11 protein-coding genes are annotated in these 14,679 nt (G+C 65.3%); 2 read left to right on the top strand and 9 right to left on the bottom strand.

Features of this window, described 5'->3' with window-relative positions; translation table 11 throughout:
• Positions 1-93: 93 nt before the first annotated feature.
• The 4 genes from L6D75_RS11810 to L6D75_RS11825 all read right to left on the bottom strand — a co-directional run bounded on the left by L6D75_RS11810 (position 94) and on the right by L6D75_RS11825 (position 5,488).
• On the bottom strand, positions 94-2,940 hold the full coding sequence (locus L6D75_RS11810) for a valine--tRNA ligase (protein WP_176514614.1): 2,847 nt from the start codon (positions 2,938-2,940) through the stop codon (positions 94-96).
• Positions 2,941-3,137: 197 nt separating this feature from the next.
• Positions 3,138-3,509, bottom strand: a complete 372-nt coding sequence (locus L6D75_RS11815; protein ID WP_176514616.1) for a DNA polymerase III subunit chi — start codon at positions 3,507-3,509, stop codon at positions 3,138-3,140.
• Between the two features lie 5 nt (positions 3,510-3,514).
• The gene (locus tag L6D75_RS11820) at positions 3,515-3,943 is read right to left on the bottom strand and encodes a DNA polymerase III subunit chi (RefSeq protein ID WP_176514618.1); all 429 of its coding nucleotides are present in this window, start codon (positions 3,941-3,943) and stop codon (positions 3,515-3,517) included.
• A gap of 51 nt (positions 3,944-3,994) precedes the next feature.
• Positions 3,995-5,488: a leucyl aminopeptidase gene (locus tag L6D75_RS11825; protein ID WP_176514620.1), complete on the bottom strand. Its 1,494-nt coding sequence runs from the start codon at positions 5,486-5,488 to the stop codon at positions 3,995-3,997.
• 289 nt (positions 5,489-5,777) lie between these two features.
• Between L6D75_RS11825 and lptF the strand changes: the two genes are divergently transcribed.
• Both lptF and lptG read left to right on the top strand, forming a co-directional pair.
• The gene (gene lptF, locus L6D75_RS11830; RefSeq protein WP_176514622.1) at positions 5,778-6,893 is read left to right on the top strand and encodes an LPS export ABC transporter permease LptF; all 1,116 of its coding nucleotides are present in this window, start codon (positions 5,778-5,780) and stop codon (positions 6,891-6,893) included.
• A complete protein-coding gene (lptG, locus tag L6D75_RS11835; RefSeq protein WP_176514624.1) occupies positions 6,886-7,947 on the top strand; it encodes an LPS export ABC transporter permease LptG in 1,062 nt (353 codons plus the stop codon). The genes lptF and lptG overlap by 8 nt, the downstream gene beginning before the upstream one ends.
• Before the next feature lie 63 nt (positions 7,948-8,010).
• Here lptG and L6D75_RS11840 read toward each other — a convergent pair whose 3' ends face one another.
• The 5 genes from L6D75_RS11840 to gcvP form a co-directional block, all read right to left on the bottom strand.
• Complete coding sequence (locus L6D75_RS11840) at positions 8,011-8,499, bottom strand: RDD family protein (RefSeq protein ID WP_176514626.1); 489 nt, start codon at positions 8,497-8,499, stop codon at positions 8,011-8,013.
• A gap of 92 nt (positions 8,500-8,591) precedes the next feature.
• The gene (locus tag L6D75_RS11845) at positions 8,592-8,804 is read right to left on the bottom strand and encodes a cold-shock protein (protein ID WP_008094261.1); all 213 of its coding nucleotides are present in this window, start codon (positions 8,802-8,804) and stop codon (positions 8,592-8,594) included.
• 357 nt (positions 8,805-9,161) lie between these two features.
• Positions 9,162-10,286, bottom strand: coding sequence for a glycine cleavage system aminomethyltransferase GcvT (gene gcvT, locus L6D75_RS11850; RefSeq protein WP_176514628.1), 1,125 nt, complete (start codon positions 10,284-10,286; stop codon positions 9,162-9,164).
• A gap of 24 nt (positions 10,287-10,310) precedes the next feature.
• Positions 10,311-11,687 (bottom strand): L-serine ammonia-lyase, encoded by a 1,377-nt coding sequence (locus tag L6D75_RS11855; RefSeq protein WP_176514630.1) that lies wholly within the window; start codon positions 11,685-11,687, stop codon positions 10,311-10,313.
• Between the two features lie 129 nt (positions 11,688-11,816).
• The gene (gcvP, locus tag L6D75_RS11860) at positions 11,817-14,672 is read right to left on the bottom strand and encodes an aminomethyl-transferring glycine dehydrogenase (protein ID WP_176514632.1); all 2,856 of its coding nucleotides are present in this window, start codon (positions 14,670-14,672) and stop codon (positions 11,817-11,819) included.
• Positions 14,673-14,679 lie beyond the last annotated feature (7 nt).

Here is a 14,679-nt window from a genome sequence, read left to right on the forward strand (position 1 = left end):
ATAGCATCGCCGGCAAGCCGGCTCCCACCTGTACAGCGCTGTACGTGTGGGAGCCGGCTTGCCGGCGATGGGCTGCTATGGCTTCACGCTAAGTTACAGCGCAGCAATCCGCGCATGCTGCTCGGTGAAGTTGGCCAGGGCCTGCTCGGACTCGGCCAGCTTGGCGCGTTCCTTCTCGATCACCGCAGGCGGCGCCTTGTCGACGAAGGCGGCGTTGGACAGCTTGCCGCCCACACGCTGCACTTCACCTTGCAAACGCTGGATTTCCTTGTTCAGGCGCGCAAGCTCGGCATCCTTGTCGATCAGGCCAGCCATCGGCACCAGCACCTGCAGGTCGCCCACCAGTGCGGTAGCCGACAGCGGGGCTTCGTCGGCATCGCCGAGCACGGTGAACGATTCGACCTTGGCCAGCTTCTTGAGCAGCGCCTCGTTCTCCTGCAGGCGACGCTGGTCGTCGGCATTGGCGTTCTTGAGGAACAGCGGCAGCGGCTTGCCTGGGCCGATGTTCATCTCGGCGCGAATGTTGCGCAGGCCGACCATCAGCTGTTGCAGCCATTCGATATCGCCTTCGGCCGCCACGTCGATACGGGCTTCGTTGGCCACCGGCCACGGCTGCAGCATGATGGTCTTGCCATCGATGCCCGCCAGCGGCGCGATGCGCTGCCAGATCTCTTCGGTGATGAACGGCATGAACGGGTGCGCCAGGCGCAGCGCCACTTCCAGCACGCGCACCAGGGTGCGACGGGTGCCACGGGCGCGTTCGACCGGGGCGTTTTCGTCCCACAGTACCGGCTTGGACAGCTCCAGGTACCAGTCGCAGTACTGGTTCCAGATGAACTCGTACAGGGCCTGGCTGGCCAGGTCGAAGCGGAACTGCTCGAGCTGGCGGGTCACTTCGGCTTCGGTGCGCTGCAGCTGCGAGATGATCCAGCGGTCGGCCAGCGACAGCTCGTAGGCCTCGCCGTTCTGGCCGCAGTCCTCGCCCTTGTCCAGCACGTAGCGGGCGGCGTTCCAGATCTTGTTGCAGAAGTTGCGGTAGCCTTCGACGCGGCCCATGTCGAACTTGATGTCGCGGCCGGTGGAGGCCAGCGAGCAGAAGGTGAAGCGCAGGGCGTCGGTGCCGTAGCTGGCGATGCCTTCGGGGAACTCGGCCTTGGTCTGCTTGGCGATCTTCTCGGCAAGCTTGGGCTGCATCATGCCGCTGGTGCGTTTTTCCAGCAGGGCGTCGAGGGTGATGCCGTCGACGATGTCCAGCGGGTCAAGGACGTTGCCCTTGGACTTGGACATCTTCTGGCCCTGGCCATCGCGCACCAGGCCGTGCACGTACACGGTCTTGAACGGCACCTGCGGGGTGCCATCCTCGTTCTTGATCAGGTGCATGGTCAGCATGATCATGCGCGCAACCCAGAAGAAGATGATGTCGAAACCGGTGACCAGCACGTCGGTGGAGTGGAAAGTCTTGAGGAACTCGGTCTGCTGTGGCCAGCCCAGGGTGGAGAAGGTCCACAGGCCCGAACTGAACCAGGTGTCGAGCACGTCGTCGTCCTGGCGCAGGGCCACGTCGGCGCCCAGGTTGTGCTTGGCGCGGACTTCTTGCTCGTCACGGCCGACGTAGACCTGGCCGGCTTCGTCGTACCAGGCCGGAATGCGGTGGCCCCACCACAGCTGGCGGCTGATGCACCAGTCCTGGATGTCACGCATCCAGGAGAAGTACATGTTCTCGTACTGCTTGGGCACGAACTGGATGCGGCCGTCTTCCACGGCAGCGATCGCAGGCTCGGCCAGCGGCTTGGTGGAGACGTACCACTGGTCGGTCAGCCACGGCTCGATGACGGTGCCGGAGCGGTCGCCCTTCGGTACCTTCAGCGCATGGTCATCGATGCTGACCAACAGGCCCTGGGCATCCAGGTCGGCAACGATCTGCTTGCGCGCGACGAAGCGGTCGAGGCCGGCGTACTGGGCAGGCAGGCTGGTGTCGACCTGCTCGTTGACGCTGCCGTCGAGGTTGAAGGCCTGGGCGGCGGGCAGCACCAGGGCGTTCTTGTCGAAGATGTTGAGCAGCGGCAGGTTGTGGCGTTTGCCGACTTCATAGTCGTTGAAGTCGTGGGCCGGGGTGATCTTCACGCAGCCGGTGCCGAATTCCGGGTCGCAGTAGTCGTCGGCGACGATCGGGATGCGACGGCCGACCAGCGGCAGTACCACGAACTTGCCGATCAGTGCCTGGTAGCGCTCGTCGGTCGGGTTGACCGCGACCGCGGCGTCACCCAGCAGGGTTTCCGGGCGGGTGGTGGCGACGACCAGGTAGTCCTTGCCTTCGGCGGTCTTGGCGCCGTCGGCCAGCGGGTAGCGCAGGTTCCACAGGTGGCCTTTCTCGTCGTGGTTTTCCACTTCGAGGTCGGAGATTGCCGTGTGCAGCTTGGTGTCCCAGTTAACCAGGCGCTTGCCGCGGTAGATCAGGCCATCTTCGTGCAGGCGCACGAAGGCTTCCTTGACCGCTTCGGACAGGCCATCGTCCATGGTGAAGCGCTCGCGGCTCCAGTCGACCGACGAGCCCAGGCGGCGGATCTGCCGGCTGATGTTGCCACCGGACTGCTCTTTCCATTCCCAGACCTTGTCGAGGAAGGCTTCGCGGCCCAGGTCGTGGCGGTTCTGGCCCTTGGCTTCGAGCTGGCGCTCGACCAGCATCTGGGTGGCGATACCGGCGTGGTCGGTACCCGGCTGCCACAGGGTGTTGCGGCCCTGCATGCGGCGGAAACGGATCAGGGCGTCCATGATCGCGTTGTTGAAACCGTGGCCCATGTGCAGGCTGCCCGTCACGTTCGGTGGCGGGATCATGATGGTGTAGGACTCACCTGCACCTTGCGGGGCGAAATAGTTCTCGGACTCCCAGGTGTTGTACCAGGAAGTTTCGATGGCGTGCGGCTGGTAGGTCTTATCCATGCGCGGCGGGACCCTATGGCATTTATTCGGGAAAGCCGGGAAGTATAACCAAGGTGGGGGCCGCAGGCGACAGCTGTACTCGAGTTGCCTGCCAGGGTCCTATCGCCGGCAAGCCGGCTCCCACAGGTTCACCATTGCGCTGGAGGCTGGTGCTTTACCTGTGGGAGCCGGCTTGCCGGCGATGAGGCCGTCAGGGCTTATTCGGAGCGCTGGATCAACCGCTCGATGCGCGCATCCAGGCGGCGCTTGATCTCGGTCTCGATATGCGGGGTGAAGTCGTTGATCACGTCCTGCATGATCAGCTGCGCCGCCGCGCGCAGTTCGGCCTCCAGGTGCAGCAAAGTGTCCTGGCGGCGGGTCTGCGGGTCGTCTTCGGGCTCGGGCTCGGCCTTGAGCGGCTCAGGCGCCGGCGCGGCATTGCCGGCGGGGGTGTCCAGCAGCAGTGGAATCTGCTCGACCGTCTCGGTCAACAACGGCGGCTGCAGGTCGGCATCACCCAGCAGTTGGCGAATCGACTCCAGGTCGTCGAGCAGATGGGCGGAATCGGGTAGGGCGGAGGGCTTGTCCATCGTCATTAAAGTCGCTGTAAGCGGTGGTCTTGCAGAGCATAGCCCTGTTCGCGGTAGAAACGGAATCGTTCACGGGCCGACTGGCGGATGCCTGGCTCCTCGACCACGATCTCGGCAACCCGCTGGAACTGGCCGACGAACGCGGGCACATCGGCACCCAGGTTGATCAGCAGGTCGCGGTGTTCACCGGCATCGGCGCCCAGGCCCAGGGCCACGGCGGCATCGGCGTGGGCCTCGGCTAGGTCGTGGGGGACGAAGGCCTCGCCCTTGAAGTGCCACAGGCGCAGGTCCAGCGCCTGGCGCTGTTCGGCGTCCTGGCAGTGCAGGTAGACCCGGTGGCCGAGGCGCCAGGCCTTCTCGCACAGCTTGCAGGCGAAATCCAGCCGCGCCGACAGCGAGTCGGTGGGCAGGATGTAGAAATCGACTTGGCTCATGGTGGTGTCTGCCGACCGGTGGCGCGTTCAGGCGCCACCGGTCATGCGCCATCAGGCGCCGGCGCGGTCCAGCAGGTACTGGGTCAGCATCGGCACGGGGCGGCCGGTGGCGCCCTTGTCCTTGCCGCCGCTGATCCAGGCGGTGCCGGCGATGTCCAGGTGCGCCCAGTCATAGGCCTTGGCGAAGCGCGACAGGAAGCAGCCCGCGGTGATGGTGCCGGCCTTTGGCCCACCGATGTTGCCCATGTCGGCGAACGGGCTGTCCAGCTGCTCCTGGTACTCATCGAACAGCGGCAGCTGCCAGGCGCGGTCGTCGGCGCGCTTGCCGGCGTCCAGCAGCTGGTTGACCAGTGCATCGTTGTTGCCCATCAGGCCCGAGGTGTGGCTGCCCAGGGCGACGATGCAGGCACCGGTCAGGGTGGCGATGTCGATTACCGCTTGCGGCTTGAAGCGCTCGGCGTAGGTCAGGGTGTCGCACAGCACCAGGCGGCCTTCGGCGTCGGTGTTGAGGATTTCCACGGTCTGCCCGCTCATGGTGGTGACGATGTCGCCTGGGCGGGTGGCGCCGCCGCTGGGCATGTTCTCGGCGCAGGCCAGCAGGCACACCAGGTTGATCGGCAGCTGCAGCTCGAGCACGGCGCGCAGGGTGCCGAACACGCTGGCGGCGCCGCACATGTCGTATTTCATCTCGTCCATGCCGGCGCCTGGCTTCAGGCTGATGCCGCCAGTGTCGAAGGTGATGCCCTTGCCCACCAGCACGAACGGCTTGTCAGCCTTCTTGGCGCCCTGGTAGTTCAGCACGATCAGGCGTGGCGGCTGCTCGCTGCCCTGGCCCACGGCGTAGAACGCGCCCATGCCCAGGTCCTTGATCTTCTTCTCGTCCAGCACGTCGACTTTCAGGCCCTTGTGCGCCTTGCCCAGGTCCTTGGCCTGCTCGGCCAGGAAGCTCGGGTGGCACAGGTTTGGCGGCAGGTTGCCAAGGTCGCGGGTGAAGGCCATGCCGGTGGCGATGGCGCTGGCGTGCTTGACGGCGCGCTCGACCTCGGCCTGGCCGGCCTTGTCGGCCAGCAGGGTGACTTTCTTCAGTGCGCGAGGCTCGGCCTTCTGGCTCTTGAAACGGTCGAACACGTATTCGCCGTCCAGCAGGGTCTCGGCCAGCAGGCGGTACTTGCCGTAGTGGCCATCACGGTTGCTGACCGCGATATCGTCCAGCGCCAGCACCGCGTCACTGCCGTTCAGGCCCTTGAGCACACCGGCCACGCTGGCGACCAGCTTGCGGAAGGTGCGATCGCCAAGGGCTTCTTCCTTGCCGGCGCCGACCAGCAGCACGCGCTCGGCCTTCAGGCCCGGCAGGCTTTGCAGCAGCAGGGTCTGGCCAGGCTTGCCGGCCAGGTCGCCGCGCTTGAGCACGGCGCTGATGGCGCCTTCGCAAGCCTGGTCGACGGCCTTGGCAACGGCGCCGAGCTTGCGGCCTTCACCCACCGGGACAACCAATGTGGCGGTTTTTACGGATGCAGCGGCTACGCTTTTTACAACCAGTTCCATGTCAGGGTCCCCGAATGATCGATGCAGTTGGCGCTTGGATGTCTCGCGCTCTGGACGGGCCTGGCCGCGTGCTCGCGGACCAGTGGAAAAGCTGCCAGTTTGAGCCTCTGGCAAGCGTGCTGACAACCCCGTTGTCCACCTTCATGCGCGGCCAAGTGACAGGCGCGGCCAATCACAGGATAATGCGCGCACTTTACATGGAGGTTCGCCCCCGGCGAACCGGCATTGGTCTTGGCTGTCGTAAGCCTTTGTTTGGCAATCCGCCCCTGACAACCCAGGAGTGTCTGGCTTGATCGTCTTTCGTTATCTGTCCCGCGAGGTCCTGTTGACCTTGAGCGCCGTCAGCGCCGTGCTGCTGGTGATCATCATGAGCGGGCGCTTCATCAAGTACCTGGCCCAGGCGGCCCAGGGCGTGCTCGACCCGAGCGTGCTGTTTCTGATCATGGGTTTCCGCCTGCCGGGCTTCTTGCAACTGATCCTGCCGCTGGGGCTGTTCCTCGGCATCCTGCTGGCCTACGGCCGCTTGTACCTGGAAAGCGAAATGACCGTGCTGTCAGCCACCGGCATGAGCCAGCAGCGCCTGCTCGGCCTGACCATGGCACCGGCTGCGCTGGTCGCCCTGCTGGTCGCCTGGCTGAGCCTGAGCCTGGCACCGCTGGGCGTGGCCCAGGTGCAGCAGATCATCAGCCAGCAGGACGCCCTGACCGAGTTCGACACCCTGGTGCCCGGGCGCTTCCAGACCCTGCGCGATGGCTCGCGGGTGACCTACACCGAAGAGCTGTCCGATGACCGCAGCAACCTTGCCGGGGTGTTCATCTCCGAGAAGCGCTTCAACCAGGACAAGACCAAGGACCGCGCACCTTCGGTGCTGGTCGCCGAAAAAGGCCACCAGGAAGTGCAGGCCGACGGCAACCGCTACCTGGTCCTGCAAAACGGCTACCGCTACGACGGCAACCCCGGCCAGGCCGACTACCGCGCCATCAAGTACGACACCTACGGCGTGCTGCTGCCCAAGCCTGAAGTCAGCGAGGAAGTGACCGAACGCGAAGCGATTCCGACCTCCGAGCTGTTCGGCAGTGGCGGCCTGCGCGAGCGTGCCGAGCTGCAATGGCGAATCTCGCTGCCGATCCTGGTATTCGTCGTGACCCTGCTGGCGGTGCCGCTGGCCAGGGTCAACCCGCGCCAAGGCCGCTTCCTCAAGCTGTTGCCGGCGATTCTTTTGTACATGGCCTACCTGACAATGCTGATTTCCGCTCGCGGCGCCCTGGAAAAGGGCAAGTTGCCGATCGCCCTGGGGCTGTGGTGGGTGCACGCCCTGTTCCTGTTGATCGGCCTTGGCCTGATGTACTGGGAACCGCTGCGCCTGAAGATGGCTGCGCGTCGTGCGGAGGTGGCCCGTGGCTAAGCTCGATCGCTACATCGGCCAGAGCGTGCTGCTGGCCATCCTCGCCGTGCTGGGGATCATCCTCGGCCTGGCTTCGCTGTTCGCCTTCATCGATGAGATGAGCGACCTGAGCGATACCTACACCGTGATGGACGCCGGCAGCTTCGTGCTGCTGACCGCACCGCGGCGCCTGTACGACATGCTGCCGATGGCCGCGCTGATCGGCTGCCTGATCGGCCTGGGCAGCCTGGCCAGCAACAGCGAGCTGACCATCATGCGCGCCGCCGGTGTGTCCATCGGGCGTATCGTCTGGGCGGTGATGAAGCCGATGCTGGTGCTGATGCTGGTCGGCGTGCTGATCGGCGAATACGTCGCCCCGGTCACCGAGAACAAGGCCCAGGCCGACCGTTCCCTGGCCCAGGGCGGTGGTGAGGCGCAGAGCTCCAAGCGCGGCATGTGGCACCGCCAGGGCGAGGAGTTCGTGCACATCAACGCCGTGCAGCCCAATGGCCTGCTGCTGGGGGTGACCCGCTACCGCTTCGACAGCGATCGCAAGATCGTCACCTCGAGCTTCGCCCGCCGTGCCCAGTACAACCAGGACCACTGGCTGCTCAGCGACGTCAGCACCACCTACTTCCGTGGCGACCATACCGAAGTGGTCAAGGCCCCCGAGGAGCGCTGGGACGTGTCGGTCACGCCAGAGCTGCTGAACACGGTGATCCTGGCGCCGGAGTCGCTGTCCATCAGCGGGCTGTGGGACTACATCCACTACCTGTCCGACCAGGGCTTGAACAACTCCCGCTATTGGCTGGCGTTCTGGACCAAGGTGCTGCAGCCGATGGTGACGGCGGCGCTGGTGCTGATGGCGATTTCCTTCATCTTCGGGCCGCTGCGTTCGGTAACCCTCGGCCAGCGGGTGTTCACCGGGGTGCTGGTGGGCTTCGTGTTCCGCATCGCCGGCGACCTGCTGGGCCCTTCGAGCCAGGTGTTCGGCTTCCCGCCGCTGTTGGCGGTGGTGATTCCGGCGGGGGTCTGTGCCCTGGCCGGGGTGTGGTTGCTGCGCCGGGCGGGATGATGGCCTGGCTGCAATGAAAAAGCCGACCTCAGGGTCGGCTTTTTCATGGGCAGCTGCTTACGGCTATTTATTGCGCTTGGGCACCCGCACCAGCTGGGTTTCCGAGTAGATGTCATGCCAGCCACGCTGGCGCTTGTCGATCAACGACCAGAAGAAGCCCAGCCCCAGGCACAGCCACGAGGCGATCGAGACCACGAAACGCAGCAGCGCCTGCCACAGGCTGATGGCGCTGCCATCGGCGTTCTGCACCCGCACGCCCCACACCTGCATGCCCAGCGTCTGCCCGCCATGGGTCCAGAACTTGGCAAAGAAGCCGAACAGCACGAACAACAAGACCGTGGAAAGCAGCGGGTCGCCGTCCAGCGCGCCGGCTTCGGTCAGCTCGCGCATGCGGGCTTCGCCGATGATCGCCATCTGGATCATCTTGTAGGCACCGGCAGTGACGATCAGCAGCGCCGTGCACAGCAAGAAGTCATAGAACATCGCCGCCAGGCGCCGGCCAAGGCCGACCGGTGGGAAATCACCCTGGGGTGAGAGCAGAGGCTTGGACATGCAAAACGGCTCCGAATGGCGAAGCCGGTATTCTACGGGCAAAAAAAAGCCCCTGCACTGGGCAGGGGCTTTCTTTCGAAGTCTCGAGCGGCTTAGCCGAGGACCTGAACCTTGTCAGCCTGCATGCCTTTCTGGCCCTGGACTGCTTCGAAGGTGACTTTCTGGCCTTCTTTCAGGCTCTTGAAACCGTTGCCTTCGATGGCGCGGAAGTGCACGAACAGATCAGCACCGCTTTCTGGGGTGATGAAACCGTAACCTTTTTCGTCATTGAACCACTTGACGGTACCGTTCTGACGCTCAGCCATTTTCTTATTTCCTATGAAGCTTGAATTTTAATGACAGTTTCTTTCACGTTATATAAGAGTGAAAGAGTACTGGGCTGGGTTGCAGGAAAGTAAGAGACGTCGAACGGGTTGTAGCAGATTGCGGCTACTGGCCCAGGTCACGAACTGTTGCGACCCATGCAAACACAGTGAAGTGACTCTACGCCAACTCCCGCGAAAAAAACAAGCCCTTGGTCGTCTGGAAAATCAGGCTTTTTCCAGTGACCGAACAGTTTGTTGGAAACGGCATGCAGCCTGGCCTGGCGCCGTGTTCAAAAGTTATTGGGCAGGTTCGAAATCGAATATCGCGAACCTGCCAGATAACCTCACACGGTGCCTTCAACCGCGATAGTAACGTTGCGGAACAAAAGGCATTTTGCTGACTTTCAGGGCCACCTTCTTACCGCGCACCCTGGCAAACAGTGGTGTATCGATTGCGCCATGTTCGATATCGACATAGCCCATCGCAAGCGGTGCACCGAGTGTCGGGCCGAAGCCGCCACTGCACACTTTGCCGACCACTTTGTCAGTTGCATCGACAATCTCGGCGCCTTCGCGCACCGGGGTGCGTTCCTGCGGCAGCAAGCCGACGCGCTTGCGTGCCACACCCTGTTGCTGTTGGGCGAAGATCGCCTCGGCACCGGGGAAGCCTCCGGCGCGGGCGCCGTCGGCGCGGCGTACCTTGGAGATCGCCCAGAGCAGGCTGGCCTCGATCGGCGTGGTGTTGGTGTCCATGTCGTGGCCGTACAGGCACAGGCCGGCTTCCAGGCGCAGCGAGTCGCGGGCACCCAGGCCGATCGGTTGCACCTCGGGTTCGGCCAGCAGGCGGCGGGCGAGGGCTTCGGCGGCTTCAACCGGCACCGAGATTTCGTACCCGTCTTCGCCGGTGTAACCCGAGCGGCTGATGAAGCAGTCCTGCCCGAGCAGGCTGACCGGACGGAACTGCATGAAGGTCATGCCGGCCACTTCCGGCGCCAGGCGCTCGAGCACCTTGGCCGCAGCCGGGCCTTGCAGGGCGAGCAGGGCGCGCTGTTCGAACAGCGGCTGGACTTCGCAGCGGCTGGCGATGTGCCGTTGCAGGTGGGCCAGGTCCTGGTCCTTGCAGGCGGCGTTGACCACCAGGAACAGGGTGTCGTCGCCCAGGTTGGCGACCATCAGGTCGTCAAGGATGCCGCCTTGCGCGTTGGTGAACATGGCGTAGCGCTGCATGCCCACCGGCAGGTCGACGATGTCCACCGGCACCAGGGTTTCCAGGGCCCGGGCAGCGTCCTTGCCGCGCAGGATGATCTGGCCCATGTGCGAGACGTCGAACAGGCCAGCCTGATCGCGGGTGTGCAGGTGCTCCTTGAGCACGCCCAGCGGGTACTGCACCGGCATGTCGAAGCCGGCGAACGGCACCATGCGTGCGCCCAGTTCCAGGTGCAGGGCGTGCAGCGGGGTCTTTTGCAGTGTTTCGGACATCAAGGACTCCTTGGTTTTATTGTCGGGTCAACATTCGATGATGTTGACGGCCAGACCGCCGCGGGCGGTCTCCTTGTATTTGCTTTTCATGTCGGCGCCGGTCTGGCGCATGGTGCGGATCACCTTGTCGAGCGACACGAAGTGTTGCCCGTCGCCGCGCAGGGCCATGCGCACCGCGTTGATGGCCTTCACCGAGCCCATGGCGTTGCGCTCGATGCACGGCACCTGCACCAGCCCGCCGATCGGGTCGCAGGTCAGGCCGAGGTTGTGTTCCATGCCGATCTCGGCGGCGTTCTCGACCTGCTGCACGGTGCCGCCCATCACTTCGCACAAGGCGCCGGCGGCCATCGAGCAGGCCACTCCGACCTCGCCCTGGCAGCCAACCTCGGCCCCGGAGATCGAGGCGTTTTCCTTGTACAGGATGCCGATCGCCGCAGCGGTGAGCAGAAAGCGCACCACCCCGTCCTCGCTGGCGCCCGGCACGAAGCGCATGTAGTAGTGCAGCACTGCCGGGACGATGCCGGCCGCGCCATTGGTGGGCGCCGTGACCACACGCCCGCCGTAGGCGTTTTCTTCATTGACCGCCAGCGCGTAGAGGTTGACCCAGTCGAGCACCGTCAGTGCATCGCGCAGGTTGGCTTCCGGGTGCTGGCTGAGCTGGCGATACAGCGCCGGGGCGCGGCGCTTGACCTTCAGCCCGCCCGGCAGGATGCCTTCATGGCGGTAACCGGCCTGGACGCAGTCCTGCATCACCTGCCAGATGCGCAGCAGGCCGGCGCGGGTCTCGGCCTCCGGGCGCCAGGCGGCCTCGTTGGCCAGCATCACCTGGCTCACCGACAACTGTTGCGCGGTGCAATGCCCGAGCAGCTCCTTGGCGGTCTTGAACGGGTAGATGAGCGGCGTGCTGTCCTCGACGATGCGGTCGTGGCCGGCGGCATCTTCATCGACCACGAAACCGCCACCCACCGAGTAGTACTCGCGGCTGCGGATCTGCAGGCCGGCGCTGTCGAAGGCGCGGAAGATCATGCCATTGGGGTGGTAGGCCAGCGGCTTGCGGATCATCGCCAGGTGCTGTTTTTCAACGAAGGCGATGGCGTGCTCGCCGAGCAGGCGCAGCTGGCCGCTGGCGCGGATCGCCTGCAGGCGGGCGGGGATGGCTTCGGTGTCGACGGTATCCGGGTGCTCGCCTTCCAGGCCGAGCAATACCGCCTTGTCGCTGCCATGGCCCTTGCCGGTGGCACCCAGCGAGCCATACAGCTCGGCCTTGACGCTGGCGGTGCTGGCCAACAGGCCGTCGCGCCGCAGGCCTTCGGCAAAGCGCGCAGCGGCGCGCATCGGGCCGACCGTGTGGGAGCTGGAGGGGCCGATGCCGATCTTGAACAGGTCGAAGACACTCAGGGACATGGTGGTTCCTCCTGGTTAAGCCGATTGGGGCTGCTGCGCAGCCCATCGCCGGCGAGCCGGCTCCCACAAGGACGGCGCGGCGCCTGTGGGAGCCGGCTTGCCGGCGATGAGGCCGGCAAGCCAGTCAGGTCAGGCGTCCTGATAGCTCTCGATCGACGGGCAGGCGCAGACCAGGTTGCGGTCACCAAACACGTTGTCGACCCGCCCGACCGGCGGCCAGTACTTGCTTTCCACCAGGCTCGGCAGCGGGTACACCGCCTGCTCGCGGCTGTAGCCATGAGCCCATTCGCCAACCAGCTCGGCCGCGGTGTGCGGGGCGTTCTTCAGCGGGTTGTCGTCCTTGTCCAGGCTGCCGTTCTCCACGGCGCGAATCTCTTCGCGGATCTGGATCATGGCCGCGCAGAAGCGGTCGAGTTCTTCCTTGGACTCGCTTTCGGTCGGTTCGATCATCAGCGTGCCCGCCACCGGGAAGGACATGGTCGGGGCGTGGAAGCCGAAGTCGATCAGGCGCTTGGCCACGTCGTCGACGCTGATGCCGCTGGTGTCCTTGAGCGGGCGCAGGTCGAGGATGCATTCGTGGGCGACCAGGCCATTGCCGCCGGTGTACAGCACAGGATAGTGCTCTTCCAGGCGGCGAGCGATGTAGTTGGCGTTGAGGATCGCCATCTGCGAAGCGCGCTTGAGCCCGGCACCGCCCATCATGCGAATGTACATCCAGGTGATCGGCAGGATGCTGGCGCTGCCGAACGGCGCGGCGCACACGGCGCCTTCGCGGTTTTCCAGCTGGGCGTGGCCCGGCAGGAACGGCGCCAGGTGCGACTTGACGCCAATCGGGCCGACGCCCGGGCCGCCACCGCCGTGGGGGATGCAGAAGGTCTTGTGCAGGTTCAGGTGCGACACGTCGCCGCCGAACTTGCCCGGGGCGCACAGGCCGACCATGGCGTTCATGTTGGCGCCGTCGATGTAAACCTGGCCGCCGTTGTCGTGGATGATCGCGCAGATCTCGCCGATCGCTTCCTCGAACACGCCGTGGGTCGACGGGTAGGTGATCATGATCGCGGCCAGGCGCTCGCGGTGTTCGATGGCCTTGGCCCGCAGGTCCTCGACATCGACGTTGCCGCGGGCGTCACAGGCGGTGACCACCACACGCATGCCGGCCATGTGCGCGGTCGCAGGGTTGGTGCCGTGGGCCGAGGACGGGATCAGGCAGATGTCGCGGTGGCCTTCGCCGCGGCTGCGGTGGTAGGCGCGGATCGCCAGCAGGCCGGCGTACTCGCCCTGGGAGCCTGCGTTGGGCTGCAGCGACACGGCGTCGTAGCCGGTGGCGGCGCACAGCATCGCTTCAAGCTCCTGGGTCATCTGCAGGTAGCCCTGGCTCTGCTCGGCCGGGGCGAACGGGTGCAGGTTGCCGAATTCGGCCCAGGTCACCGGGATCATTTCGCTGGCGGCGTTGAGCTTCATGGTGCACGAACCCAGCGGGATCATGCTGCGGTCCAGCGCCAGGTCCTTGTCGGCCAGGCGGCGCAGGTAGCGCATCAGCTCGGTTTCGCTGTGGTAGCGGTTGAACACCGGGTGCTCGAGGATCGCCGACTGGCGCAGCAGGGCGGCAGGCAGGCGCGAGGCGGTGCTGGCGGCCAGGCTGGCGAAGTCAGGTTGTGCCTGGCCGTTGGCGAAGACCTGCCACAGGGCCTCGACATCGGCCTGGGTGGTGGTTTCGTCAAGCGACAGGCCCAGCGAGCCGGCGTCGATCTGGCGCAGGTTGATGCGCTGCTCACGGGCCTTGGCATGCAGGCTGGCGGTGGCGTTGCCGGTGGCCAGGGTCAGGGTGTCGAAGGCGGTGTCGCCCAGCACCTCGATGCCCAGGGTTTTCAGGCCGGCGGCAAGGATCGCGGTCAGTGCGTGGGTGCGCTGGGCAATGCGCTTGAGGCCTTGCGGGCCGTGGTACACGGCGTACATGCTGGCGATGTTGGCCAGCAGCACCTGGGCGGTGCAGATGTTGCTGGTGGCCTTTTCGCGGCGGATGTGTTGCTCGCGGGTCTGCATGGCCAGGCGCAGGGCGGTCTTGCCGAAGCGGTCGATCGACACCCCGACCAGGCGGCCCGGCATGTCGCGCTTGAAGGCGTCGCGGGTGGCGAAGTAGGCGGCGTGCGGGCCACCGAAGCCCAGCGGCACACCAAAGCGCTGGGCGCTGCCGATGGCCACGTCGGCATCGAATTCGCCCGGCGGGGTCAGCAGGGTCAGGGCCAGCAGGTCGGCGGCCACGGCCACCAGGGCATTGGCGGCGTGCAGGCGCTGCACCAGTTCGCGGTAGTCGAACACTTCACCGTTGCTGGCAGGGTATTGCAGCAGGGCGCCGAAGAAGGCGCTCACATCGCCGAGCTCGCGCTCGTCGCCCACCACGATTTCGATGCCCAGGGGTTCGGCGCGGGTGCGCAGCACGTCGAGGGTCTGTGGGTGGCAGTGCACGGAGGCGAAGAAGGCATGGCTGGCCTTGTTTTTCGACAGGCGCTTGCAGAAGGTCATGGCTTCGGCGGCGGCGGTCGCTTCGTCGAGCAGTGAGGCGTTGGCGATCGGCAGGCCGGTCAGGTCGCTGATCAGCGTCTGGAAGTTCAGCAGCGCTTCCAGGCGGCCCTGGGAAATTTCTGGCTGGTACGGGGTGTAGGCGGTGTACCAGGCCGGGTTTTCCAGCAGGTTGCGCAGGATCGGGGCCGGGGTGTGGGTGTTGTAGTAGCCCTGGCCGATGTAGTTCTTGAACAGCTGGTTGTTGCCGGCGATGGCCTTCAGGGCGGCCAGTGCATCGGCTTCGCTCTGGCCGTCTTCGCTGCCGAGCACGCTGGTGCCCTTGATGCTGTCGGGGATGACGGCGGCGCTCATGGCGTCCAGCGAGTCGAAGCCCAGGGTGGCCAGCATGGCCTGTTCGTCGGCGGCGCGCGGGCCGATGTGGCGCGCGATGAATTCGTTGGCGGTGCCGAGGTTAGTGGTCATGGCGAAT

This window comes from Pseudomonas faucium (assembly GCF_021602585.1).
Taxonomy (GTDB): domain Bacteria; phylum Pseudomonadota; class Gammaproteobacteria; order Pseudomonadales; family Pseudomonadaceae; genus Aquipseudomonas; species Aquipseudomonas faucium.